Raw genomic sequence first — 23,204 nt, 5'->3', positions numbered from 1 at the left:
CGCATCGCCCTCAGGGCATCGTGGTGACCCGTTCGCGCTTTCCGAGCTGGACCGCGGCATAGAGCAGATAGAGCCCAGCGAGCCCGACGAGCACGTAGATGATGCGGCTGAGCGCGCTGAGCCTGCCGAAGATCGCGGCGACCACGTCGAACTCGAACAGCCCAACGAACCCCCAGTTGACGGCGCCGATCACGACGAGCGTGATCGCCGCCCACGTTAGCCCTGAGATCCCACGGTTGACCTGCTCCATGACCCCGGCAGAAGCACGCGCCGCGCCGCGCGATGCGTGCACCGCGCGCCCGCCGCGGCCCGACCGCGCGTCGCGCTGAAGCCGCCGGCTCGCCTCGCCGTGCTGACGCCGCCGGCTCGCCGCGCCCGTCAGGCCGCGGCGCTCACGCCGGCGTGACGTCGAGCAGGGAGGGCAGGATCGCGCCGGAGCCGCCGGTGAACACGACGTCGCAGAGGCCGGAGATCGCGCTCGGCTCGACGTTGACCTCGGCGATGAGGGCGCCGTGGCGCTTGGCCATGGGGACGAAGCCGGCGGCGGGATACACAACGGCCGACGTACCGACGACCAGCAGGAGATCGCAGCCCTCGACGCCGGCGGCCGCCGCGGCGAGATCGCTCTCCTGGAGGGCCTCGCCGAACCAGACCACGTGCGGGCGAAGGACGCCGCCGCAGCCGCAGCGCGGCAGCTCCGCCGCCGTGAAGCGGCGGGCGGGGGCCTCCGGATCGGGGGAGCCGCTGCCCGCGAAGGCGGGGGTGATGGGCACGTCGCGGTTCTCGGTCACGCTCCCGCACGAGAGACAGCGCACCTGCCACAGCGAGCCGTGGAGGCGCACCGGGCTCCGGGAGCCCGCCTTCTCGTGCAGGCCGTCGATGTTCTGGGTGATCAGGGTGAAGGCCCTGCCGGCCTCCCGCCACCGCGCCTCCAGCTGCGCCAGCGCGTGATGACCCGGGTTCGGGGCGCAGCCGAGGGCGCGCTCCCGGCGGTGGTTGTAGAACTCCCAGACGAGGCCCGGATCGCGCCGCCACGCCTCGGGCGAGGCGAGGCTCGTCGCCTCGTAACGCCGCCACAGCCCCCCGGCGCCGCGGAACGTGGGGATACCCGACTCCGCCGAGACGCCTGCGCCGGTCAGGACGGCGATCTTCCTGGCGCGGCACAGGGTGGACTGGAAGCGCTCGCGGCTCGTTTCGCTCATCAGGGACTCCCGAGGATAGATCGAGAGGGAGGCGGGCGGAGGACCCGACCCGAGCTCGCGTCGATTTCGGGTGTAAGCCGGCCGAGACGACCGCGTTTCCCTGGCACTCGGACGCGCCGAGCCCCGTCACGGCGGGCCCCGGCCGCGAGAGCCCCTTCGTCGGCTCGCCGGACGACCGGCGACACGCGGCGTTCACGCAGCGACAGCGGCGAAGGGTCCGTCTCGCCCGTGGAAAACGCGCTGTGGGGCAGCCGCGCGTGCGGCCCCCACAAGGACCTGTGTGTGGCGATCGGCGATGGCCGACCCACGAGAACGTACAGCAGGGATCCGCCCTCGCGATCCCCTTCAAGGAGGACACCTCAATGCGCACCCGGCCCCTCGATCTCGTCGCCCCCGCCCTCGTCACCGCGCTGCTCATCGGCTGCGGTGGATCCACGCCTGCCCCCACGGCGGCGACCGCACCGGCCGCGCCGACCGAGGCCGCCGCCGGGCAGGCCATGCAGCCGGAGTTCGACGCGCCGCAAGACGAGGGCGGCGCGTCCACCGCCAAGCGCGAGGAGGCCGCGGCGATCGACGCGGTCGACCGTGACGCCGCGCCCGCGGAGGCCGCGCCGCCGCCGGCCCCGCCCGTGGCGGCCGCCCCTGTGACGCCCACGCCCGGGCCCGCGCAGCCCCGGGCGACCAAGGCGGGCGCCGCGCGCGGGGCGGACGCGCGCATCCAGGTGACGGGCGGCGCGCCCGCGCCCAAGAGGGCGCCCGCCCCGGCGGCGACCGCCGTGGCGCGCCCCGCGCCCCCGCCCCCGGCCGTCGCCGTCACCGCGCCCGAGCCCCAGGGCAGCGAGACGTACCGGGACTACGGCGTCAACCCGGTCGAGGACCCCGCGAAGGACCGGCTCTCGACGTTCGCGATCGACGTGGACACGGCCTCTTACGCCATCGCGCGCCGCAAGATCATGGATGGCGCGCTGCCCCCGGTTCAGGCCGTGCGCGCCGAGGAGTTCCTCAACTACTTCGATTACGGCTACGCGTCGCCCGCGACAGGCCCGTTCGCCGTGCACCTCGCGGCCGCGCCCTCGCCGTTCACGTCGGGCCACCACCTCGTGCGCGTGGCGGTCCAGGGCAAGCGCGTGCCAGTCAAGGAGCGGACCCCGGTGCACCTCGTGTACCTCGTCGACACCAGCGGTTCGATGCAGTCGCCCGACAAGATCGAGCTCGCGAAGAAGAGCCTGAAGATGCTCACCGACACCCTCAAGCCGGGGGACACCGTCGCGCTCTGCACCTATGCGGGCAGCGTGCGAGAGGTGCTCGCGCCGACCGGCATCGAGAGCAAGGGGAAGATCCTCGCGGCCCTCGCCGACCTCACCGCGGGCGGCTCCACCGCCATGTCGAGCGGCATCGATCTCGCGTACAGCCTGGCCGAGCGGACGCTCGTGAAGGGACACGTCAACCGCGTCATCGTGCTCTCCGACGGAGACGCGAACGTCGGCCCGACCTCCCACGACGAGATCCTGAAGACCATCAAGCGCGCGAGGGACAAGGGGATCACGCTGTCCACCGTCGGCTTCGGCCAGGGCAACTACAAGGATCTCATGATGGAGCAGCTCGCCAACCAGGGCGACGGCAACTACGCCTATATCGACAGCGAGGCGCAGGCGCGGCGGGTCTTCTCCGAGCAGGTCGGCGGGATGCTCCAGGTCATCGCCCGCGACGTGAAGATCCAGGTCGAGTTCGACCCGAGCTTCGTCAAGAGCTACCGGCTCATCGGCTACGAGAACCGCGACGTGGCCGACCGGGACTTCCGGAACGACAAGGTGGACGCCGGCGAGATCGGCGCAGGGCACAGCGTGACGGCCATCTACGACGTCGAGCTCAAGGCCCCCGCGCCGAAGGGCGAGGGCGCGGCGCCGATCGTCGTGCGCCTCCGCCACAAGGCGCCGCTCGGCTCGAACACGGCCGAGGAGACGCTGGTCAAGATGGCCCCGGGCGCCATCGCCCCCACCTTCGACGCGGCGCCGGCCGACTTCCGGTTCGCGTCCGCGGTGGCAGGGTTCGCGGAGGTCCTGCGCCACAGCCCGCACGCGCGCTCCTGGAGGCTCGCCGACATCGCGAAGATCGCGAGGGCCGCCGCGTCCAGCAAGGGCGATCAGCAGGAGTTCATCGGCATCATCCGCCGCGCCGGCGCGCTCGCCAATGGCAAGACGGACGCCGTGGCCGTGAACGCCGACTGACGCGCGCGCCGCCTCGTTCGTGGTATGCGGCGGTGATGGGATTGCTCGCGATCTGCGGCTCGATCACCGCCGATCTCATCGGCTACGGCCCGCGGCTGCCGCGCCCCGGCGAGTCGGTGCTGGGCCGGCGCTTCCTCGTCGCGCCGGGCGGCAAGGGCGCGAACCAGGCGGTCGCGGCGGCGCGCTCCGGGGCGCGCGTGCGGCTCGCTGGCGCGCGCGGCGACGACGCCCACGGCGAGCTCTGCGCGGCCGCGCTGGCCGCCGACGGGGTGGAGCTCTCCGCCGTGGCGGTCCACCGCGGCGCGACGACGGGCGTGGCCCTGATCTGCGTCGACGAGGCCGGAGAGAACCAGATCCTCGCGATCCCCGGCGCCAACGCGCTCGTGACGCCGCCCTCGCCGTGCGGGGCCTCGGTCTGGCTCTGCCAGGGCGAGATCCCGGCCGCGGCGATCGACGGCGTGCTCGCGGCAGCGCGGGCCGACGGCGCGCTGTCGATCTGCAATCCGTCGCCCGTCAACGCCATCGATCCCGAGCTCGTCGGCCGGTTCGATCTCGCCGTGGTCAACGAGCTCGAGCACGAGGCGCTGCGCGGTCACCTGCCGGAGCGCGTGGTGCTCACGCGCGGCGCGCGCGGCGCGGTGCTGCTGCCGTCGGGCGAGGAGCTCCCCGCCCTGCCGGCCCGCGCCGTCGACACGACGGGCGCCGGGGACGCCCTCACGGGCGTGCTCGCCGGCGGGCTCGCCTCCGGGATGGCGATCGAGGCCACACTCCGGTTCGCGATCGCGGCGGCGGGCATCTCGGTCGAGCGCGAGGGGTGTCAGACATCGTATCCGACGCGCGCCGAGGTGGAGCGCCGCCTCCAGCGCTCCACGGTGCCGTGACGGCCTCTCCTCCCGGCGTCACAGGGCACCTCGCCCATCACGCCCCCTCGCGGTGAGCGCCGCGCCTCCGGGACATGACGCTGCACCTCGCCTGCGAGGGCGGCTATCCTGGCGGCATGACGAACTTTCGCGGGCCTGCGATGGCAGCGCTCGTCAGCCTCTCGGCCTGCAGCGTCCAGGAGCGCAACTTCGCGGGCGCGGGTGGGGCGGGCGGCGGTGATGGCGCCGGGACGACCGAACATTCCAGCGCGAGCGCCGGCACGAGCGCGAGCGCCGGCACGGGCGCGAGCGCCGGCACGGGCGCGAGCGCCGGCACGAGCGCGAGCACCGGCACGAGCGCGAGCGCCGGCACGAGCGCGAGCACCGGCACGAGCGCGAGCGCCGGCACGAGCGCGTCGACCGGCTGCACGCAGGTCGAGGATTGCTTCAATGGCGGCGACGACGACTGCGACGACGCCGTCGACTGCGCGGACTCGGACTGCGCGGAGGGCGCGGTCTGCCTGACGGCACCCACGAACTTCGAGCCCGGCGTCGTCGTGGACGCGACCGAGCCGTGCCCTGACGGGTTCACCGCGAAGGAGACGCTCCTCTTCCGCGGCCTCTCCGGCAGCGGCTGCGAGGGCTGCGGCTGCACGCCGAACCCCACCGACTGCGCGGCGGATCTCTACCTCTACGCCGACGAGTCGCAGTGCGAGGCCGACGAGGCCGGGACGCGCGGCACGCTCGCGAAGCGGGTCGGGTTCACGTGCGACGCGAAGCCGATCAACAACGGGTTCATCGACTGGGGCGGCGTGCGCGCGGGCCTCTTCGACGTGATCCAGAGCTGCACCGCGACCGGCACGGCGATCCCCGCGCCGGCGACGTGGAAGGAGTCCAGGAAGTTCTGCCACGCGAGCGCCGGCGCGGGCTGCGGCGCCGGCGAGGCCTGCGTCCCGAGGCAGGCCTCGCCCGCGACGCAATGCGCGCTCGTGTCCGGCAGCGCCACCTGCAGCGGCTATGCGCGGCGCGAGAGCGACTGGTTCCGGGGGTACAACGACACCCGGACGTGCTCGTCGTGCGCGTGCACCGCGAGCGGCGGCGACTGCAACTACGTGCGCGTCGAGCTCGGCAACGACTACAGCTGCTTCGATCACGCCCAGATCTCGCAGGGCGGGCGGTACTGCGGGTACGCCTACTCGCCCCCGGCCCACCTCGTCGGCACGCCGACCAGCTCCACCTGCACCGCGCGCACGAACCTCAGCGGCTCGCTGGATCCCACGGGGCAGTCGACGCTCTGCTGCGTCGAGTAGCGGATGCTCGTGCCGCGCGCTCGCAGGCAGGTCCTCGCCGCGCTCTCGGCCGCCGCAGCCGCCGGCGCGCTCGCGGTGGCCGGCTGCGCCGAGCCCGCCGCGGTCCGCGCCGCGCCGGCCTCGCCGCGCAGCGCGGCGTCGACAGGCGCCGGCGCTGGCGACGCGTCCTCACCCGCGGGCCTCCCGGCGGCGGGCGCGGGCCCGGCGGCGCCGGCGGCGGGCCCCGAGCGCCGGGCCAGCCTCCAGTACCACCTCGACGATCGCGCGTTCCCCTCGCCGCTCATCGACGCCGTCGTGGCGGGCCATCCGGCCGTGCTGATCGTCGACACCGGCGCCTCCCACCACGTCCTCGCCCGCTGGCTCGCCGACGAGCTCGCGCTGCCCCTCTCGACCGCGGGCGACGTCGCCGTCGACAACGCGGGCAGGCCCCTCGCGGTGTCCCGCCTCGAGAACGCGAGCCTCGCGCTCTCCGGGTGGGGCCGGGTCGAGGTCTCCGCGCTGCTCGTCGTCCGCATGCCCGACGTCCTGCAGCGCATCGGCATCGGCGGCATCGTCGCGCCTCAGGAGCTGGCGGGGCCGGGCCGCGCCGTCGTGCTCGACCTGCGCGAGGGCCGGATGACCGAAGCTCCGCGCGACGAGGCCGCGCGCGCGCTCCGGGCGCGGTTCGGCGAGGCCGCCATCGTGGAGCTCGCCCGCTGCGGCGGCCCGAACCAGGGCAGCGAGCTCACCGCCAGGGTGAGCGTCGAGGGGATCGACGTCACGCTGAAGATCGACTCGGGGGCGTCGCAGAGCTCGCTCTTCGCCGCCTCCCCCGCGGGGAAGCGGCTGTCGCGCCGGGCGACCGGCGCCAGGAGCGCCTACGCCGCCTCAGGCAGGCACACCGTTCCCGTCCTTTCGGGCGCTCGCCTCCGGATGGCGGGGTTCGACGCCGCCGCGGAGCTCGATCTTCTGCCCGGCGAGCGGCGGGCGACCTGTCCGTCGGACGGATTTGCCGGCATGGATGTGCTCCGCACCTGTGTGCTGGTGCTCGCCGAGGACGGCGGCGTCGCGGCCTGCGCCCCGCGGTGACCCGGTGAAGGACCGCGCGACGAGCGTTCGGCGCGAGCGCGGCGCGTGATCGACGAGGCGCCCCGCGGCAACCGCGGCGCGGTCGACGAGGCGCCCCGCGGCGCGATCGGCGCCGAGCCAGCGGGCGGACCGCCATGCCTCAGCGGAGGCGCGATGCGTCGTGGTAGAAGGGGCGCACGCGTGGACGCCTCTGTCGCCGCGGCGGGGGAGAGATCCGTTCCTCCGCGAGCCCGGGGCGCCCGCGGCGCTCGGGAGGCATCATGACGACAGGTTTCGAGTTCTTGACCCAGGACGACGAGCGGCTGCTGCTGGAGAAGTCGAGCTGCGTCACCTACCGACCGGGCGAACAGATCCTCGAGGAGGGCTCGCGAAGGCAGGGCATCTTCATCGTGCGCAGCGGCCTTGTCGGGGTCGAGGTCGCCCACCTCGGGCGCGGCGTGGCCCTCCGCCAGCTCGGCCCCGGCGCCATCTTCGGCGAGATGTCGTTCCTCGAGAGCGCCGCCGCGAGCGCCTCCGTCGTCGCCCGCGAGGAGTGCACGCTCGACGTCATCGAGGGCCCGTATGTGCACTCGCTCCTCGCCTCCGTCCCCGGGCTCGCGGCGCGCTTCTACCAGTCGCTCGCGATCATGCTCGCCCAGCGCCTCCGCGAGAACACCGCGATGCTCCCGCCGCTCCTCGTCGAGGACGTGCCGCAGGTCAACCGCTTTCACGCCGCGAGGACGGGCCAGGCCGGCACCAACAACATCCCTCCGAAGCTCATCGACACGGTCGAACAGTTCAAGTTCGAGATGATGATCGCCGACAGGATGGTGAAGGAGGCCAAGCAGCCCGAGGCGGAGATCCAGGAGAAGGTGAGCGCCGCGTGCCAGACGATCGTGTCCGCGCTGCGCGAGCACATCGAGCGCGAGCGCCACCTCGAGAAGGGCATCGGCGCCTATGTCTTCCGCGAGACGTTCTCGCTCTTCATGCTGAGCCGCACCGTCGACCGGTGCTACACGAAGCCGCGCGGCTACGCGGGCGACTTCTACACCATCGAGATGATGTACAACGACGAGCCCGCGGGCGACGGCCGCCTCGGCCGCTTCATCGACCAGTGGGGGCTCGCCATCGACGCCTGCCGCGCCGTCAAGAACCGGAGAGGCGTGCTGAGCCGCGCGATCCGGGACGCCTGCAGCGGGCACGCGTCCGGCCCCGTCCACATCACCAGCCTCGCGAGCGGCCCCGCCCGGGAGCTGTTCGACCTCTTCGCGGAGGGGGGCGAGCTGCCCGACATCAAGGCGACGTGCATCGATATCGACAACCAGGCCCTCGCCTACGCGGCCGGCATCGCCGACCAGCTCGGCGTCATGGACCGCTTCAGCTTCGCGCAGGACAACGTGGTTCGGCTGGCCCACGGCCGCGGCAGGACGGTGCTCAAGCCCCAGCACATGATCTACAGCATCGGGCTCACGGACTATCTCCGCGACGATCTGGTCGTGAGCCTCCTCAATTGCATGCACGACAAGCTCCTGCCCGGGGGCGTCGCGGTCGTGGGCAATTTCGGGGTGAACAACCCGAGCAAGGCGTTCATGGACCACGTCCTCGAGTGGGAGCTGATCCACCGCAGCACCGAGGACCTCAAGACCCTGTTCGCCCGGTCGAAGTTCGGGAGCACCCCCGTCGAGGTGGTCGCGGAAGAGGCGCAGGTGAACCTGTTCGCCTTCTGCACCAAGTGGTGACTACCGGAGCCAGCGCACTTCGTATTCACACGTGGGGTGTCCCTCGAAACGGCACTTCGTGTGGAGGCTCTGGCCCCCTCGCGCGCCCGAGAGCCGGAGCGCGTTCTCCTGCCACGCCGGCACCGCGTCTCTGCAGATCTGGCGCCCCGGGTCGGACTGCGGGTCGACGCCCAGGTAAAGTATCAGCCGGAAGAACCGCTCTCCCTCGGCGAGGGGCGCGAGCCGGCCGCCGTTGAAGTACATGCCCCACATCACGCCGGCCTGCCGCATGACGAGCGCGGGCGTGCCGAGCTTGAGCAGCACCTTGTGCGCGAGCGTCAGGTCCTGCTCGGCCACGTAGGCCGCGAGATCGCGGATGACGCCGGACCGGTTGGGCCACCGCGAGATCTCGTCCGCGATCGCGTTCCAGACCGAGATGGGATACCAGCTGTGCGCCGCGAGATCGGGCGCCGTGAAGACCGCCCGCGCGGCGGCGGGCAGCTTGGCGTCGAGGGCGGACATGGCCTGGCTCCCCCACCGCGTCTGCAGGTAGGTCCTCGTGTGCATGAGCGCCGACCCCCGGATCTTCATCGCCAAAGCCGCCCGTCCAGGATAGATGCACCCGGGCGGTGGGGGCCAGCGTGGCGCGCTGCGGGCCGCCGCGCACGCGCGCGCACACGCCGACGATCGCGCGCGAAGGCGCCGTGAGCCCGCCTCCCGCGGCGCACGAGCGCGCTCACTGCAGGCGCTCGGCGGTCGGAGCCGGCGGCGGGGCGCCGCCCGAGCCCTTCGCCCGTCGCGCCTGCGCGGACGCGTCGAGCACGGCGCGCACCGCCTTCGCGAGCTGCGTCGGCGTGTACGGCTTGGCGAGGAAGTGGGCGACCCCGTCGAGCAGATCGGTCTGGAGGAGGGCGTCCTCCGTGTAGCCCGAGGCGTAGAGCACGGGCAGCGGGGCGCGCGCGCGGGCGAGCATCGCCGAGAGCGCGGGGCCGCGCGCGTCCGGCAGGACCACGTCGCTCACGAGCAGGTGGATCGGGCCTGGGTAGGCGGCCGCGAGCGCGATCGCCTCCTTGCCGCTCCGCGCCGCGAGGACCGAGTAGCCGAAGGAGCGCAGCGCGGCGACGCAGAGCTCGCGCACCTGCGCCTCGTCCTCCACGACGAGCACGGTCTCCACGCCCCCGACGGCGGCCGCGGTCGCCCTCGCAGGCTGCTCGCTGGGCACGCCGCGCACGCGCGGGAAGCAGATCGTGAAGCGCGTGCCCTGGCCGGGGGCGCTGGCGAACCCGATGTGGCCGCCGTGCTGCTTCACGATGCCGTGGCACGTCGCGAGCCCGAGGCCCGACCCCTTGCCCGGCTCCTTGGTCGTGAAGAACGGCTCGAACACGTACTTCTGGACGGCGTCGTCGATGCCCTGCCCGGTGTCCGTGACCGTGAGCTCCACGTAGTCGCCGGGCTCGATCTCTGGCCCCCACCCCCCGTCGCCCGCGCCGAGCGCCCTGTTCGCCGTCTCGATCACCAGGCGGCCCCCGCCGGGCATCGCGTCGCGCGCGTTCACGGCCAGGTTCATGAGCAGCTGCTCGAACTGCCCCCGATCGATGTGGATGGGCCAGATCTGGCTCCCCGGCAGCACGACGAGCTCCACGTCCTCGCCCACGAGCGGGCGGAGGAGCGGCTCGACCCCCAAGATCAGCGCGTTCGGGTCGACCACGGTCGGCTGGATCAGCTGCTTGCGCGCGAAGGCGAGCAGCTGCCGCGTGAGCGCCGCGGCCCGCTCCGCGGCGGTGCCGATCTGCGTGAGGTGCTCGGCGACGGGCGACGCCGCCGGCACCTTGCGCACCGCGAGCTCCCTGTGCCCGAAGATCGCGGTGAGCATGTTGTTGAAGTCGTGCGCGACCCCGCCGGCGAGGCGCCCGATCGCCTCGAGCTTCTGGCTGTGCAGGAGCTGCTCCTCGAGGCGCCGGCGCTCGGTGATGTCGAGGCTCGTGCCGACCAGCCCGGTGATCGTCCCGGCGTCGTCCGTGACCAGCTGCGCCGCCATCTGCACGTGGCGCAGCTCCCCGCTGGACGGGCGCACGACGCGGCACTCGACGGGGCTCGCGATGCCGAGCGGCGACGCGGTCTCCGCGCCGCCGAAGACCCGGTGGCGATCCTCGGGGTGGATGAGGCCCGCGAAGAGCTCGAACGTCGGGCGCACCGAGGGATCGACGCCGAGGATGTGGTAGAGCTCCTCGGACCAGCGGATCGTCCGCGACGCGATGTCGTAGGACCAGCTGCCCACGTGGGCGATGCGCTGCGCCTCCTTCAGCATGCGCTCGCTGCGGCGGAGCTCCTGCTCGGCGCGGCGGCGCTCGGTGAGGTCGACGACCGCGCCGAAGAAGCGCGACGGCGGCCCCGCCCCCTCGACGAGGGGCAGGCTGCTCAGCAGGCATTCCCGCACCGTTCCATCCCGGTGGCGCACGCGGAACGCGATCGCGCCCGACCCCTCTCCTGTCTCGTTCGCCAGCAGCAGGCCGGCGCGCAGCCGCTCCCGGTCGTCGGGGTGGACGGCCTCGAGGAAGGTCTCCGTCGAGGGCGTATCCGTCTCGGGATCGCGGCCCAGGATCCGGAAGAGCTGCCGCGACCAGATGATGCTGCTCTGGCCGAGCTCCCAGAGCCAGTTGCCCATCTGCGCCGCCTGCTCGCCCTCGTCGAGCAGCCGCCGCGCCTGCTCGACGAGGGCGGAGCCCCTCGCGCTGCCCGGGTCTCTGGCCGGCGCGTCCGGGCCTCGCGCGGCGGCGCTCCGACCTGACGCGCGGGCGTGGGCCAGCTCCCGCTCCAGCTCGGCGACGCGCGCGCGGAGCGCGTCCAGCTCACGGCTCCCAGCGGTGCTCATGGCCGTCCCGTTCCTCGCTGGGGCAGAGCGGTGCTCATGGCCGCCCATTGTATGCCGCAGGCGGCCCGCCGGGGACTCCTCATTCTGCGGCCCCCCGCCGCACGCGCGCCCTGAACAGCGAGCACGTCGATCGAGCGTGAAATGAGCCGCCAAGGCGCCGACGACGCCAAGCACAGAACAAGTCCTTGGCGCCCTCGGCGCGCTTGGCGGCTCGAATTTCGGCTCTTTTCTGGCGGTTTTGACCCGTTTGTCGCGCTAGCTCCGCCGGCGCAGGAGCAGCGTTCGCGTGATCTCCACGACCTTTTCCTTCACCCTGCCCTCGGCCTTGCCGAGCTCGGGCGTGAACAGGTCGGCGCCTTGCTCGATCAGGGCGCGCGGCGGCGTGTTCTTCACGCCGACGATCCGGAAGGTGACGCTCCCGGCGCCGCTCTTGGCCTCTTCCCTGGCGATCACCTTCGACGCGGCGAACAGCGTGTCGCCCGCGAGCACGCCGCTCGGGTGCGCCCCCTCGTCGAGGCCGAGGTCCCAGACGCCGCACCCCGCCGTGTCGCGGCTCGAGAGCGCGAGCACCCAGGACAGCACGAGCCCCCCGTGGACGACCCGCGTCTTCGCGAAGGAGCTCGACCTGGAGTACTGCTCGTCCACGTGCAGCGGGTGGGAGTTGCGCAGGAGGGTCGCGAGCTGCATGTGCTCGCTGTCCCCGATGGTCCTGCCGACCTCGTGGGTGATCACGTCGCCGACCTCGAAGTCGTCCCACGCGCAGGCGAAGCCGCCCTGGCGCGCCGGCGGCGGCAGGGGGCCGTCGAGCTCCTCCGGGAGGCGCGCCGGCTGCGCGTCCGGCTGCGCGACCGCGTGCGGCGCGTCCGCGGGGCGCTCCGCGACGCGGCCAGGGGGCACGAGCGCCTTGCGCTCGAACGAGCAGACGAGCAGCCCGTCCTGGTTCACCACCTGGGTCCTGACGTGCACGACGCCCTTGTCCCCCGTCGAGACCGGCTTCTTGCCGATGACCAGCGAGCTCGCGCGCAGCGTGTCCCCCGGGTAGCAGGCCGCCGGGAACCGGACGTCGGTGTACGCGAGGTGCGCGATCGCCTGCTCGCTCACGTCGTGCACGCTGAAGGAGATCCCGAGGTTGAGGAGCAAGAGCGGGCTCACCGGCCTGTCCCTGAGCCCCACCGACCGGGCCGCAACGCGGCTGGCGTAGGTCGGGATCGCGTCCTGGAACGAGGCCGCGAAGAGCGCGAGCATCCCCTCGTCCACGGTGACGTCCCAGGGGTGGGCATACACCGCGCCGACCGTGAAATCGTCGAGCTTGCGGCCGTAGCGAGGAGAGCGGACGCGGACCATCGGTCCGCGCGATCATGGCACAGGCGCGCTCGGCTGACGACGGGGCGCGCGTCGCGGCCCTGCGCACATGCCCGCTCGCCGGCTCGCGTCGCCGGCCGCCCGCTCGCGACCGCCGCAGTCGCTCGCGCCTTAGAGCGGTTCTCGCCCGCCCCTGGCACACGCGACTCAGAGCGGCGGTCTCCCGCACAGGAGACGGGTCCAGATCGGTGTTTTCGGCGCGGAAGCGCACTCCGGTGCGCTGAGCACCGAAAACGCCGAGATGGGCCCGTATCCGAAGCGGGTGACCGCCGCTCTAGGGCAGCGGCCCTTCGAGCAGGGCGCGCGCGATGCCCTGCGCGAGCACCTCGTGCGGGCCCAGCTGGAAGAAGAGGCTGCGGGCGTCGAGCAGGAGCCTCGCCGCGGTCGAGCTCTCCGCGTAGCCGCTCGCCCCGTGGATCTGCATGCAGGCGTCGGCCGCGTCCCAGGCCACGCGGCTGGAGAAGAGCTTCGCCATCGCCGACGTGAGCTCGCACGGCTGCCCCGTGTCCGCCACGTGCGCCGCGGCGCGCGTGAGCTGCCGCGCGGCGGCGACGCGCGCGATGAGCCCTCCGAGCCGGTGCGCCACGCGCGGGAAGGAGATGAGCTGCGACCCGAACTGCACGCGCGTCTTCGCCCGCTCGAGCGCGAGCTCCAGCGCGGCCTGCGCCACGCCCACGCCGCACGCGGCCGCGTAGGTGCGGCCGGTCACGAGCGCCCGCTGGATCTGGGCGATCCCCTCGCCCTCGCGCTCGCCGAGCAGGGCCTCGCGGCCGATCTGGAGCCCCTCGATCCGGAGCTCGTAGTGCCCCATGCCGCGCTGCCCGAGCGCCCGCAGCTCGGTCCCGGCGATCCCGGCGTCCGGGAAGTCGGCGCCCGGCGCGCCGCGCCGCTTCGCGATGACGAAGAGGCTCGGCCCGAGCGGCAGCTGCCCCTGTCCTCCTGGCGTCGTGGTCCTCGCGAGGGTGAGCACCAGGTCGGCGCGGGACGCGCCGGTGACCCACGCCTTCTTTCCGATGAGGAGGTAGCTGCCGTCGGCCTGGCGCTCGGCGCGCGTGACGACGCGCGCGAGGTCCGACCCGTACGCCGGCTCCGCGAACGCGAGGGCGCAGCGCGCCTCGCCGTTCGCGATGCGCGCTAGCCAGGTCCGGCGCTGCAGGTCCGTGCCGGATCGGGCGAGCAGGTCCGACGCGATGGAGGCCGTCATGGTGAGCACGCCGAAGCCGAGCGAGCCGCGCGCGAGCTCCTCGATGGCGGTCGCCATGGCGGCCACGCCGAGCCCGTCGCCCCCGTGCTCGGGTGCGGTGGCGAGCCGGAACACCCCGAACTGCCCCATGCGGCGGACGATCGACTCGGGGATGAGCCCGTTGCGGCGGTGGATCTCGGGGGCGAGCGGCTCGACGAGGCGCTCGACGAAGTCGCGCATGTTGTGCCGGATCCAGCCGATGCGCTCGTCCTCCGCGCCGGCGCTGGCGGGGAGGCCCTGCTCGGCGGCCGCGCGCGCGATCGAGGCGACGGCGACGCCGGAGCCCGCGTCACGCGCCCACGCCGCGACCGCCGGGTGGCCGATCGCCTTGGCGACCTCGTCGTCGCGGAGCTCGAGGTCGCCGAGCGGCGCGATCTCCCCGCCGCCCAGATCGACGCCGCCGCGCAGCGACAGGAGCAGCGCCCCTGCGTGCGCCTCGGCGACGGCCCTGGCCTCCCCGCCCGCCTCGCAGGCCCAGCTCGCGAGCGAGCGGCAGGCCTCGATCTCCGCGTAGAGGTGGGCGAGCGCGTGGGCGGCGACCTGGTGTCGATCGAGCAGCATCCGCGACACGTGCAGCGGCACGGCGGCGCCCGCCCGGACGAAGCTCGCGCTCCTCGGCGCACCCCGGAGGGCGGTGCCCACCGCGCTCCCGACGTCCACCACGCGGTCGCGGAGGCGCCCGCGCGCGACGCGCGCCAGCTGCTCGGCGGAGGTGATCGCCTCGCGCATCCCCCCGGGACTGTCGGCCTCGAGCTTTCGAGAAACGATCGTGGCGTGTTGCTCCCGAATCGCCCTCATCCCCCAATCCCCCCGCTCGCGGCCCATGACCCACGCCACGCTTCACCGGACGCAGGACACAGCGCCTTTACACCGCGCCACAACCACGCTCCCCGCGGCAGACGCGGAAAGGCCCGCCGAGGATGCCACCCCAAACCGCGTTCGTCGAGCCTGGGCGCAGCCCCACTATCGCGAGGCGACAGCGCATTAAGGCCCTCCCTGAATCTGCTCCACGTCGGTTCACGTCGGCTTCACGTCGGCTTCACGCCGGTTCACGTCGGTTCACGTCGCCTTCACGTCGGTTCATGTCGATTCACGTCGGTTCACGTCAGCTTCACGCGTTCCGTCCCGCGACGCGCAAACAACCCAGCTCCACTCCAGATCATCAGTCTCAGACGTCCCGAGTCCCCCCGGCGGCCGCCCCTCTCGGACGTACGTCAGGCCGCCCGAGCCGTTACATGGAGCTCACGGTCGGAAGCGCCGCCGAAGGCCCCCTGCAGACCCGAAGGAGCCTGTCCCCCAGCTCGACCGCCCACGACCGCACGTCGTCCGCTCGTGGGCACTGCGGCACCGCCTCGACCGCGTCCTGGATGAGCCGCTGCAGCAGCCGGGTCGTGCCGGAGAGCCCGAGCTCCAGCGCCGTGTTCGGGCGCCCGAGCGCCCCGTCGCGCCCCGCCGGCTTGCCCATGTCCTCCGGCCTCCCGACCAGATCGAGCACGTCGTCCGCGACCTGGTACGCCTCGCCGATGCGCTGCCCGAGATCGCCCCAGGCGGCCCCGTCCTGGCCTGCGGAGAGCGCGCCGAGGGTCGCCGCCGCCTCGAAGAGCGCGCCTGTCTTCGCGCGCCGGTAGGCCGACAGCGGGACCTTCGCCTCCGACTCCCACGCCTGCCCGGCGATGATCCCCTGCGGCATCCCGACGCCGCCCCCGAGCACCTCGAAGAACCGGACCGCCCTGCGCGCGTCGGTCACGCCGCTCGCCATCGCGTGGAAGGCGCCGCGCGCGAGCGCCTCGAAGGCGAGCACGATGAGCTGATCGCCGGCGAGCACCGCGATCGGCTCGCCGAAGGCCCGGTGGACGGACGGCCGGCCGCGCCGGATCGGCGCGTCGTCGAAGCAGGGGAGGTCGTCGTGGACCAGCGACGCGCAGTGGATGAGCTCCACCGCCGCCGCCGCCGCGTCGGCGGCCTCCGGCGCGGGATCGCCGTACGCCGAAGCGACGGCCAGGCAGAGCCGCGGCCGGATGCGGGCGCCTCCAGGGAACACGGCGTGCTGCGTCGCGGCCAGGAGCCCGGGCGGCGACGCGGGCGAGGAGAGCGGCTCGATGGCGGCGAGGAGGACGCGCTCGATCCGGCGATCGAAATCCATGGGGAGCGAGTCTTGGCGAGCCTCAGGGGCTTGTCAATAGTTTGAACATTAGTTAAACAAAGTATAGACAAACTACCTCCGACGCGTACACTCCGACCATGGCGGACAGGAGAGATCGCGTCGTGGTGATCGGCGGGGGTGTCGGCGGTCTGACCTCGGCCGCGCTCCTGGCTTCGAGCGGGCTCGACGTGGTGCTACTCGAGCGGGCGCCGCGCGTCGGCGGAAAGATACGCGAGGCGGTCCTCGGGGACCGCCGCGTCGACGTCGGCCCGACGGTGCTCACGATGCGGTGGGTCTTCGACGAGATCTTCGCGTCGCTCGGGCTCCGCTTCGGGGACCACGTGCCGCTCCGCCGGGCCGAGACGCTCGCGCGCCACGCCTGGCCGGACGGCTCGACGCTCGACCTCTTCGCGGACGTCGAGCGCACCGCGGACGCGATCGGCGCGCTCGCGGGGGCGCGGGAGGCGGACGGGTACCGCCGGTTCTGCCGGTACGCGCGCGAGATCTTCGACGTGGTGGAGGCGCCGTTCCTGCGCGCGGAGCGGCCCACGCTCAAGACGATCCTGAGCACGGCGGGCAACCTGGGCCTCGGCGGGATGAGGAAGATCGACGGGCACCGCACCCTCCACCGCGCGCTCGGCGACTTCTTCACGGACGCGCGCCTCCTGCAGCTGTTCGGGCGCTATGCGACCTACTGCGGCTCGTCGCCGTACCTCGCGCCTGCGACGCTGAGCGTCATCGCGCACGTGGAGCGCGAGGGCCTCTGGCTCCCCGAGGGCGGCATGAGCCGCGTCGCCGAGGCGCTCGCCGCGGCGGCGGCCCGCGCCGGGGCGACGCTGCGCTGCGGCGCGCACGTCGCCGCCATCGAGGAGGGCCGCGGCCGCGCGACGGGCGTCGTGCTCGAGGGCGGCGAGCGCATCGAGGCCGACGCCATCGTGCTGAACGCCGACCCGGCGGCGCTGCGGGCGGGCCTGTTCGGCGAGCGCGCCGCCCGCAAGGCGCCGGGGAGCGAGCCGCGGTCGCTCTCGGCCGTCACCTGGGCGCTCGTCGCCGCGGTGAGCGGCTTCCCCCTCCTCCGGCACAACGTCTTCTTCTCCCGCGACTACGAGGCCGAGTTCCGCGCGCTGTTCGACCGCGCCGAGTTCCCGCGCGACGCCACGGTCTACGTGTGCGCCGAGGACCGCGGCGACGCGCCGGCGCACGAGCCCGGCGGGCCCGAGGCCGGGGCGCGCCCGGGCGCCGAGGGCGGCGGAGAGCGGCTGTTCTTCATCCTCAATGCCCCTGCGACCGGTGATAAACACACCCCCTCATCGACGGAGATCCACGAATGGGAGCAGCGCGTGTTCCAGCAACTGCAGCGGTTCGGCCTCTCGCTGAAGAGCACGGGCGTCTCCCCGGTGGCGACGACGCCGGCGGACTTCGAGCGGATGTTCCCGGCGACGGGAGGCGCGCTGTACGGGCCGGTGTCCCACGGGTGGAACTCGACCTTCGCGCGCCCGGCCTCGCGCTCGAAGCTCCCGGGCCTGTACTTCGCCGGCGGGAGCGCGCACCCGGGGGCGGGCGTGCCGATGGCGGCGCTGAGCGGCCAGCTCGCGGCGCGGAGCGTGATGGAGGACCTCGCTTCGACCTCGAGATCCCGAGCGGCGGGTACGCCTGGTGGTACCTGGACGCGGTGAGCGACGACGGGCAGAGCGCGATCACGATCATCGCGATGCTCGGGAGCGTCTTCTCGCCGTACTACGCCAAGGCGCGATCGCGCGGCGCCGCGGACCCGCTCATGCACTGCGCGATGAACGTCGCGCTGTACGGCGCGCGGGCCGATCGCTGGGCGCTGACCGAGCGGCCGCGAGGCGCGGTCTCCCGGTCGCGGCGGTCGCTCGCCATCGGACCGAGCCTGATGGAGTGGTCCGGGGGTGAGCTCCGCGTCTCCTTCGACGAGATCACGGCGCCTCTGCCCTCCCGGCTCTCGGGGACGGTGCGCCTCCGCCCGTCCGCGCCCGGGCCCGCGGCGGACGGCGCGCACGACAGCGTCGCCCTGGACGGGCGGGGGCTCCACCGCTGGACGCCCATCGCGCCCATCGCGCGGGCCGAGGTCGAGCTGGCGCACCCCTCGCTGCGCTTCTCCGGCAGCGCCTACCTCGACACGAACGCCGGCGACGAGCCGCTCGACCACGCCTTCGAGCGCTGGACCTGGTCTCGCGCGCTCGGATCCGACGGGATCGCCCTCACCTACGATGTCCGGCGCCGCGACGGCACGCGCATGCTCCTCTCGCCCGCGTTCGACGCGGCGGGCGGCGCGCGCGAGCTCCCGCCGCTCGCCCCGCGGCCGCTCGGCGACACGCGCTGGGGCATGGCGCGGGAGATCGCCGCCGACCCGGGGTCCGCGCCGCGGCTCCTCCGCACCCTCGAGGACACGCCGTTTTACGCGCGCTCCCTCGCGGCCGCGACGTTCGGCGGCAAGCCGGCGACGGTCGTCCACGAGGCCCTCTCGCTCGACCGCTTCGCCAGCCCCTGGGTGCAGCTCCTCTTGCCGTTCCGCATGAGGAGGGCGCGATGACGCTCGCGATCTGGATCGGCACGGCGCTCGCCGCCTTCGCGATCATGGAGGTGTGGGCCGCGCTCCTTCACGGCAAGGTCTGGCACCACGCGCTCTGGCGCATCCACCGCTCCCACCACACGAAGCGGCGCGGCGCCTTCGAGCAGAACGACGCGCTCGCGTTCCTCCACGCCCCGATCGCCGCCGGGCTCATCATCTACGGCTGCGACGGCGCGCCGGGGCCGCTGCGCGAGGCCGCGTTCGGCTTCGGCCTCGGCATGACCGCCTTCGGCCTCGCCTACGTCCTGGTCCACGACGGGCTCGTCCACGGGCGGCTCCCTGTCTCGGGCCTCGCGCGCGTCCCGTACCTCGCGCGCGTCCGCGACGCGCACCGCGTGCACCACGGCACCGGCGGCCCGCCGTACGGCCTGTTCCTCGGCCCCCTCGTCCTCGCGCGGCGCGCCGCCGCGGGCGACCGCGCCCAGCGCGCCACGCAGCGGGCGCGGTAGAGCTTCAGCGGGCGCGGTAGGGCTTAGCGGGCGCGGTAGAGCTCCCGCGCGAGCCCGGCCCCCCAGCGGCCGATGGCCCGGAGCGGCAGCGCGCTCACGACCTCGCGGTACACCTCGGGCCGCCGCGCCGCCGTCTCCCGCAAGAACCTCACGAAATCGGCCGGCTGCATCTCGTCGCGCAGCAGCGCCGCGTACGCGTCGTTGCCCATCGCGTGGAGCACGGCGAAGGCCGTGTCGAGGAGCGCGTTCATCTCCCCTGCCCTCGCCCCGCCGGCGGGCTTCGCCATCAGGGCCGCGAGCGCGCCGGTGCCCGAGTGCACCGGCGCGTCGCGCGCCGTGGCCCGCGCGCCCGGCTCCCGGACCGCCCGCGCCAGATCGGCGGCCGTCGCCGCGAGCTCGCGCACGTTCGCGCCGAAGCCGCAGAACGTCAGCGGCGAGTGCCGCGCCGCCGCGTCCCCCACGAGCCGCACCCGGCGCCCCGGCGCGCGCGGCGCGGCCGACAGCCGCGACCAGCCGGGGATGAAGCCGAACGTCGGGCGGACGAGGCGCGCGTCGCCCTCCTTGTAGCGCGAGAGGAGCCGGAAGAACCGCGCGTAGAGCGACAGGAGCGCGCCGGGCCCGACGTCCCCGGAGCGCGCGTAGTAGAAGAGGTAGACCGTCGTCTCGCCCGGCCGCCCCGGAAACGCCTCCCAGAGGTGCTGCCTGCCCTCCTCGACGTCCTCCGTGGTGGCGAGGATCTCGCCGACGTCCGGCCGGATCCGCCGCTCCCCGTCGCCCTCCGAGAGCCCCGTGAGCACGCCGCCGACGGTCGGGCAGAGGAGATCCGCGGTCGCGTAGGGGCTCGCCGCGCCGCGCGCGTCGACGAGGAGCCGCGCGGACAGCGCGCGCGGCGCGGCGCCCGGCTGCGCCTCGGGCACGGCGAGCGCGACCGCGTCCGGCCCCTCCGCGTGCCCGAGGAGCGCGTGCCCGTCGAGCAGCGTCACCCCCAGCGCCTCGGCCCGGGCCCGCGCCGCGGCGAGCAGCCCCGCCGCGTCGATGGCGTGGTCGAGCACGCCGCGCACCGGGTACGTCCCGCCGCCGTGCCAGCGGCAGAGCCCCTCGACGTAGCGGGCGATGACGAGCCGCTCGATCTCGTCCCTCGTAAAGAGCCCCGACGCCGACAGCGCGGCCACCTCGGCCGTCCCGGCGTTCCACTCCCGGTGCGCGGCGCCGATCCGCGCCCGGTCGAGCACCGCGACGCGCAGCCCGGCCGACGCGAGCAGCGGCGCGAGCAGGAGCGACAGCCCGCCGCCCGCGACGACCACATCGTAATCGGCGGTTGCGCCCCGATCCGGCGGCCGCGGCGAGGGTCCCGGTCGAGGCGCCGGAGCGGCCCGCACCGCATCGAGGTGCTCGAGGCGCGCGAGCAACGCCTCGCCGCCCGCCTCGCGCACGCGCCCCCGCGCCGCGTCGATCTCCCGCGCGGCTGAGCCCGGCGCGCCGCCCGCGCTCATCGCGCTCTCACCAGAGCGCTCATCGCGCCGCCTCCAGAGCGCGTGTCGCGCCGCTCGCGCCGCCGCTCATCGCGCCGCCTCCAGGAGGAAGCGGACCTCGTCGAGCGGCGGCGCCGCGCCGTGCGCGCGGGCCTCCGCGGGCGCGACGGACCTGCGGAGCAGCGCCCGCAGCACGAGCCACGCCTTGCGGCCCGGCGACACCACGGCGCGCGTCGACACCGAGTCGAAGCCGCGGCGCGCGATGACCCGCCCGATGTCGGCGTAGATGAGCCGCGCCGCCTGGATCGCGGGGCGGCAGTCGCGCGGCAGCATCGGGATGCCGGCGCCCGCGCGGAGATAGAGCGCCTCCGCCTCGGCGAGCAGCCGCGCCACGAGCCGCCCCAGCCGGTCGTCGAACACCGGCCGCGCGAGCCACCCGTCCGGCGCGATCCCGGCCTCCCGCATCCAGGCGAGCGGCAGGTAGATCCGCCCGCGCCGCGCGTCCTCGCCCACGTCGCGCGCGATGTTCGTGAGCTGCATGGCGACGCCCAGGTCGCACGCCCGCGCGAGCGCGTCGGGCCCCCGCGCCCCCATGAGCGTCGACATCGTCGCGCCCACGGTGCCCGCGACGCGCGCCGCGTAGGCGTTCAGGTCCGAGAGCGTCTCGTAGCGGCGCCCCTCCGCGTCCCACGCGAACCCCTCGAGCAGCGCCTCGATGAACGCGCGCGGCAGCCCGTGCTCCGCCATCACGTGGGCGAGCGCGCGATCGACCGGGCTGTCGTCCGGCCTGCCCTCCGCGGCGCGCGCGAGCCGCTCCCGCAGCGCCGCGACAGCGGCCGCGGCCGCGGCCGGCGGCGCGTGCTCCCCGAGCTCGTCGACCGCGTCGTCGGCGACCCTGCAGAACGCGTAGAACGCCGCCGCCGGCTCCCTCACCCGCGCGGGCAGGAGGAGCGCCGCCGCGGCGAAGCTCTTCGACCCCTTGCGCAGGAGGTCCCTGCACGCGGCGAAGTCCGCCGCCGACGCCTCAGGCGAGCTTCGATGCATCCGGGACCACCCGATCCAGCACGCGGGCCGACGAGAGCACCCCGGGCAGACCGGCGCCCGGGTGCGTGCCTGCCCCGACGAGGTAGAGGCGCTCGACGTCCTCGCTCGCGTTGTGGGGCCGGAAGAAGGCGCTCTGCGCGAGCACCGGCTCCGGCCCGAACGCCGCGCCCCGGAACGACAGCAGCCGGTCCTGGAAGTCCTGCGGCGTGAGGAGCCGCGAGCTCGCCAGCGCGCCCTCGAGCCCCGGCAGGAGCGTCGCCTCGAGCAGCGCCGCGATGGAGCGCCGGTACCGCTCCTGGACCCTTGGCCAGTCGGTGCCGCTGAGCAGGTTCGGCACCGGGGACAGCACGTAGAACGCGTCGCAGCCCGGCGGGGCGAGCGCCGGATCGGTCGCGGTCGGGCGGTGCAGGTACAGGCTGAAGTCGTCGGCGAGCACGTGCTTCTCGAAGATGTCCTCGAGCAGCGGCCTGTACCGCGGGCCGAGGAGGATCGTGTGGTGAGCGACGTCCGGGTACTGCCGGCGCGTGCCGAAGTACCACACGAAGAGGCTCATCGAGTAGCGCTGCCGCTCGATGCGCCGGTCGGTCCAGCGCTTCCGCGCCTCGGGGGGCACGAGGTGCCGGTAGGTCCACGCCGAGTCCGCGTTCGAGACGACGATGTCGGCGGCGAGCCGCTCCCCCGACGCGAGCTCCACGCCCCGGGCGCGGCCGCCCTCCACGGAGATGCGCCGCACCTCGGCGCCGCACCGCACCGAGCCGCCGAGCCCCTCGATGAGCGACACGAGCCCCTTCACCAGGGCGCCCGTGCCGCCGATCGGGAAGTGGACGCCCCAGTTGCGCTCGAGGAACGCGATCAGGCTGTAGATCGAGGTCGTCGAGAACGGGTTCCCGCCCACGAGCAGCGGATGGAAGCTCAGCACCTGGCGCAGGCGGTCGTCCTTCACGTGCTTCGCGACGAGGCCGTACACCGTGCGATAGCTCTCGAGCCGCACCATGTCCGGCACGATGCGCGCCATGTCCATCCACGACCCGAACGGCACGTGCGCGAGCTCCTCGAACCCGACGCGGAAGATCGCCTCGCTCCGCCGGACGAAGCGCTCGTACCCCTCGACGTCCCCGGGCGAGAGGCGCGCGACCTCGGCGCGCATCGCGGCGGCGTCGCCCGTGTAGTCGAACGTCGCGCCGTCGTGGAACCGGATCCGGTAGAACGGCGCCACGGGCCGCATGTCGATGTCGTCGGCCATCTTCCGGCCGCAGAGCTGCCAGAGCTCTTCCAGGAGGAACGGCGCCGTGATGACGGTAGGCCCCGCGTCGAAGGTGAACCCGTCCTGGCGGTGGACGTACGCGCGCCCGCCCGGCTGGTCGAGCTTCTCGACGACCGTGACGTCGTAGCCCCGCACCCCGAGCCGCACGGCCGCCGCGAGGCCCCCGAAGCCGCTGCCGATCACGACGGCGCGCGGCGCGCGCGCTCCACGGAGGACGCCGGACGCGCGCGCCGCTCGCGGGGGAGCGGCCACCTCGTCGCCCGGCGAGGCGTCAGGCCTCGCCGGATGCGCCGGATCCTGCGCCGAAGCGCTGGTGTTTTGCATGACGCGCAGTATAATGTTTGTCCTAGCCTTTGACAAAGGCGAATGACTGAGGCGAATGACTGAGGCGAAT

At 74.0% G+C, this 23,204-nt stretch carries 18 protein-coding genes; 8 read left to right on the top strand and 10 right to left on the bottom strand.

The features are described from left to right. Nucleotides 1-10 precede the first annotated feature (10 nt). Together WMF34_RS03255 and WMF34_RS03250 are read right to left on the bottom strand one after the other, a co-directional pair. A complete protein-coding gene (locus tag WMF34_RS03255) occupies nucleotides 11-250 on the bottom strand; it encodes a DUF378 domain-containing protein (protein ID WP_012233232.1) in 240 nt (79 codons plus the stop codon). 142 nt (nucleotides 251-392) lie between these two features. Then, nucleotides 393-1,202, bottom strand: coding sequence for an SIR2 family NAD-dependent protein deacylase (locus WMF34_RS03250; RefSeq protein WP_012233231.1), 810 nt, complete (start codon nucleotides 1,200-1,202; stop codon nucleotides 393-395). A 362-nt stretch (nucleotides 1,203-1,564) separates the two neighbouring features. On the opposite strand from WMF34_RS03250, the gene WMF34_RS03245 reads away from it, so the two are divergent. The 5 genes from WMF34_RS03245 (at nucleotide 1,565) to WMF34_RS03225 (ending at nucleotide 8,386) form a co-directional block, all read left to right on the top strand. After that, complete coding sequence (locus tag WMF34_RS03245; RefSeq protein WP_437992383.1) at nucleotides 1,565-3,430, top strand: vWA domain-containing protein; 1,866 nt, start codon at nucleotides 1,565-1,567, stop codon at nucleotides 3,428-3,430. Between the two features lie 35 nt (nucleotides 3,431-3,465). Further along, nucleotides 3,466-4,311 carry a ribokinase gene (locus tag WMF34_RS03240; protein ID WP_012233229.1) on the top strand — a complete coding sequence of 282 codons (846 nt, stop codon included), beginning with the start codon at nucleotides 3,466-3,468 and terminating at the stop codon, nucleotides 4,309-4,311. 74 nt (nucleotides 4,312-4,385) lie between these two features. After that, nucleotides 4,386-5,600 (top strand): hypothetical protein, encoded by a 1,215-nt coding sequence (locus tag WMF34_RS03235; protein WP_437992382.1) that lies wholly within the window; start codon nucleotides 4,386-4,388, stop codon nucleotides 5,598-5,600. Between the two features lie 3 nt (nucleotides 5,601-5,603). Continuing rightward, complete coding sequence (locus WMF34_RS03230) at nucleotides 5,604-6,668, top strand: retropepsin-like aspartic protease (RefSeq protein WP_437992381.1); 1,065 nt, start codon at nucleotides 5,604-5,606, stop codon at nucleotides 6,666-6,668. Between the two features lie 260 nt (nucleotides 6,669-6,928). Further along, on the top strand, nucleotides 6,929-8,386 hold the full coding sequence (locus tag WMF34_RS03225) for a cyclic nucleotide-binding domain-containing protein (protein ID WP_012233226.1): 1,458 nt from the start codon (nucleotides 6,929-6,931) through the stop codon (nucleotides 8,384-8,386). Here the strand turns inward: WMF34_RS03225 and WMF34_RS03220 are convergent, their stop codons facing one another. The 5 genes from WMF34_RS03220 to WMF34_RS03200 form a co-directional block, all read right to left on the bottom strand. Further along, entirely contained in the window at nucleotides 8,387-8,956 is a 570-nt protein-coding gene (locus tag WMF34_RS03220) for a hypothetical protein (RefSeq protein ID WP_193790775.1), read from the bottom strand. Nucleotides 8,957-9,101: 145 nt separating this feature from the next. After that, complete coding sequence (locus WMF34_RS03215; RefSeq protein WP_012233224.1) at nucleotides 9,102-11,237, bottom strand: ATP-binding protein; 2,136 nt, start codon at nucleotides 11,235-11,237, stop codon at nucleotides 9,102-9,104. Nucleotides 11,238-11,492: 255 nt separating this feature from the next. Further along, nucleotides 11,493-12,581 carry a MaoC family dehydratase gene (locus WMF34_RS03210; RefSeq protein WP_012233223.1) on the bottom strand — a complete coding sequence of 363 codons (1,089 nt, stop codon included), beginning with the start codon at nucleotides 12,579-12,581 and terminating at the stop codon, nucleotides 11,493-11,495. A 292-nt stretch (nucleotides 12,582-12,873) separates the two neighbouring features. Continuing rightward, nucleotides 12,874-14,640: an acyl-CoA dehydrogenase family protein gene (locus WMF34_RS03205; protein WP_012233222.1), complete on the bottom strand. Its 1,767-nt coding sequence runs from the start codon at nucleotides 14,638-14,640 to the stop codon at nucleotides 12,874-12,876. Nucleotides 14,641-15,073: 433 nt separating this feature from the next. Continuing rightward, nucleotides 15,074-15,985 (bottom strand): polyprenyl synthetase family protein, encoded by a 912-nt coding sequence (locus WMF34_RS03200; RefSeq protein ID WP_012233221.1) that lies wholly within the window; start codon nucleotides 15,983-15,985, stop codon nucleotides 15,074-15,076. A 98-nt stretch (nucleotides 15,986-16,083) separates the two neighbouring features. On the opposite strand from WMF34_RS03200, the gene crtD reads away from it, so the two are divergent. The 3 genes from crtD to WMF34_RS03185 are packed head-to-tail and all read left to right on the top strand — an operon-like array spanning nucleotide 16,084 to nucleotide 19,030. Next, on the top strand, nucleotides 16,084-17,661 hold the full coding sequence (gene crtD / locus WMF34_RS03195) for a 1-hydroxycarotenoid 3,4-desaturase CrtD (protein WP_437992380.1): 1,578 nt from the start codon (nucleotides 16,084-16,086) through the stop codon (nucleotides 17,659-17,661). Then, nucleotides 17,658-18,542: a carotenoid 1,2-hydratase gene (locus WMF34_RS03190; RefSeq protein ID WP_437992379.1), complete on the top strand. Its 885-nt coding sequence runs from the start codon at nucleotides 17,658-17,660 to the stop codon at nucleotides 18,540-18,542. The genes crtD and WMF34_RS03190 overlap by 4 nt, the downstream gene beginning before the upstream one ends. Then, the gene (locus WMF34_RS03185; protein WP_437992378.1) at nucleotides 18,539-19,030 is read left to right on the top strand and encodes a beta-carotene hydroxylase; all 492 of its coding nucleotides are present in this window, start codon (nucleotides 18,539-18,541) and stop codon (nucleotides 19,028-19,030) included. Before WMF34_RS03190 ends, WMF34_RS03185 begins: the two co-directional genes overlap by 4 nt. A gap of 23 nt (nucleotides 19,031-19,053) precedes the next feature. Here WMF34_RS03185 and WMF34_RS03180 read toward each other — a convergent pair whose 3' ends face one another. The 3 genes from WMF34_RS03180 to crtI form a co-directional block, all read right to left on the bottom strand. Further along, a complete protein-coding gene (locus WMF34_RS03180) occupies nucleotides 19,054-20,523 on the bottom strand; it encodes a lycopene cyclase (RefSeq protein WP_437992377.1) in 1,470 nt (489 codons plus the stop codon). Nucleotides 20,524-20,589: 66 nt separating this feature from the next. Then, the gene (locus tag WMF34_RS03175; protein WP_437992376.1) at nucleotides 20,590-21,546 is read right to left on the bottom strand and encodes a phytoene/squalene synthase family protein; all 957 of its coding nucleotides are present in this window, start codon (nucleotides 21,544-21,546) and stop codon (nucleotides 20,590-20,592) included. After that, nucleotides 21,527-23,134 (bottom strand): phytoene desaturase family protein, encoded by a 1,608-nt coding sequence (crtI, locus tag WMF34_RS03170; protein ID WP_437992375.1) that lies wholly within the window; start codon nucleotides 23,132-23,134, stop codon nucleotides 21,527-21,529. Before crtI ends, WMF34_RS03175 begins: the two co-directional genes overlap by 20 nt. Nucleotides 23,135-23,204 lie beyond the last annotated feature (70 nt).

This window comes from Sorangium sp. So ce145 (assembly GCF_051525985.1).
Taxonomy (GTDB): domain Bacteria; phylum Myxococcota_A; class Polyangia; order Polyangiales; family Polyangiaceae; genus Sorangium; species Sorangium cellulosum_B.
This window is presented reverse-complemented; position numbering and strand designations above follow the sequence as displayed.

Coding starts and splice junctions, on each gene's coding strand:
- WMF34_RS03255 (WP_012233232.1), bottom strand. CDS start 250: ATGGAGCAGGTCAACCGTGGGATCTCAGGGCTAACGTGGGCGGCGATC.
- WMF34_RS03250 (WP_012233231.1), bottom strand. CDS start 1,202: ATGAGCGAAACGAGCCGCGAGCGCTTCCAGTCCACCCTGTGCCGCGCC.
- WMF34_RS03245 (WP_437992383.1), top strand. CDS start 1,565: ATGCGCACCCGGCCCCTCGATCTCGTCGCCCCCGCCCTCGTCACCGCG.
- WMF34_RS03240 (WP_012233229.1), top strand. CDS start 3,466: ATGGGATTGCTCGCGATCTGCGGCTCGATCACCGCCGATCTCATCGGC.
- WMF34_RS03235 (WP_437992382.1), top strand. CDS start 4,386: ATGACGCTGCACCTCGCCTGCGAGGGCGGCTATCCTGGCGGCATGACG.
- WMF34_RS03230 (WP_437992381.1), top strand. CDS start 5,604: ATGCTCGTGCCGCGCGCTCGCAGGCAGGTCCTCGCCGCGCTCTCGGCC.
- WMF34_RS03225 (WP_012233226.1), top strand. CDS start 6,929: ATGACGACAGGTTTCGAGTTCTTGACCCAGGACGACGAGCGGCTGCTG.
- WMF34_RS03220 (WP_193790775.1), bottom strand. CDS start 8,956: ATGAAGATCCGGGGGTCGGCGCTCATGCACACGAGGACCTACCTGCAG.
- WMF34_RS03215 (WP_012233224.1), bottom strand. CDS start 11,237: ATGAGCACCGCTGGGAGCCGTGAGCTGGACGCGCTCCGCGCGCGCGTC.
- WMF34_RS03210 (WP_012233223.1), bottom strand. CDS start 12,581: ATGGTCCGCGTCCGCTCTCCTCGCTACGGCCGCAAGCTCGACGATTTC.
- WMF34_RS03205 (WP_012233222.1), bottom strand. CDS start 14,640: ATGAGGGCGATTCGGGAGCAACACGCCACGATCGTTTCTCGAAAGCTC.
- WMF34_RS03200 (WP_012233221.1), bottom strand. CDS start 15,985: ATGGATTTCGATCGCCGGATCGAGCGCGTCCTCCTCGCCGCCATCGAG.
- crtD (WP_437992380.1), top strand. CDS start 16,084: ATGGCGGACAGGAGAGATCGCGTCGTGGTGATCGGCGGGGGTGTCGGC.
- WMF34_RS03185 (WP_437992378.1), top strand. CDS start 18,539: ATGACGCTCGCGATCTGGATCGGCACGGCGCTCGCCGCCTTCGCGATC.
- WMF34_RS03180 (WP_437992377.1), bottom strand. CDS start 20,523: ATGAGCGCGGGCGGCGCGCCGGGCTCAGCCGCGCGGGAGATCGACGCG.
- WMF34_RS03175 (WP_437992376.1), bottom strand. CDS start 21,546: ATGCATCGAAGCTCGCCTGAGGCGTCGGCGGCGGACTTCGCCGCGTGC.
- crtI (WP_437992375.1), bottom strand. CDS start 23,134: ATGCAAAACACCAGCGCTTCGGCGCAGGATCCGGCGCATCCGGCGAGG.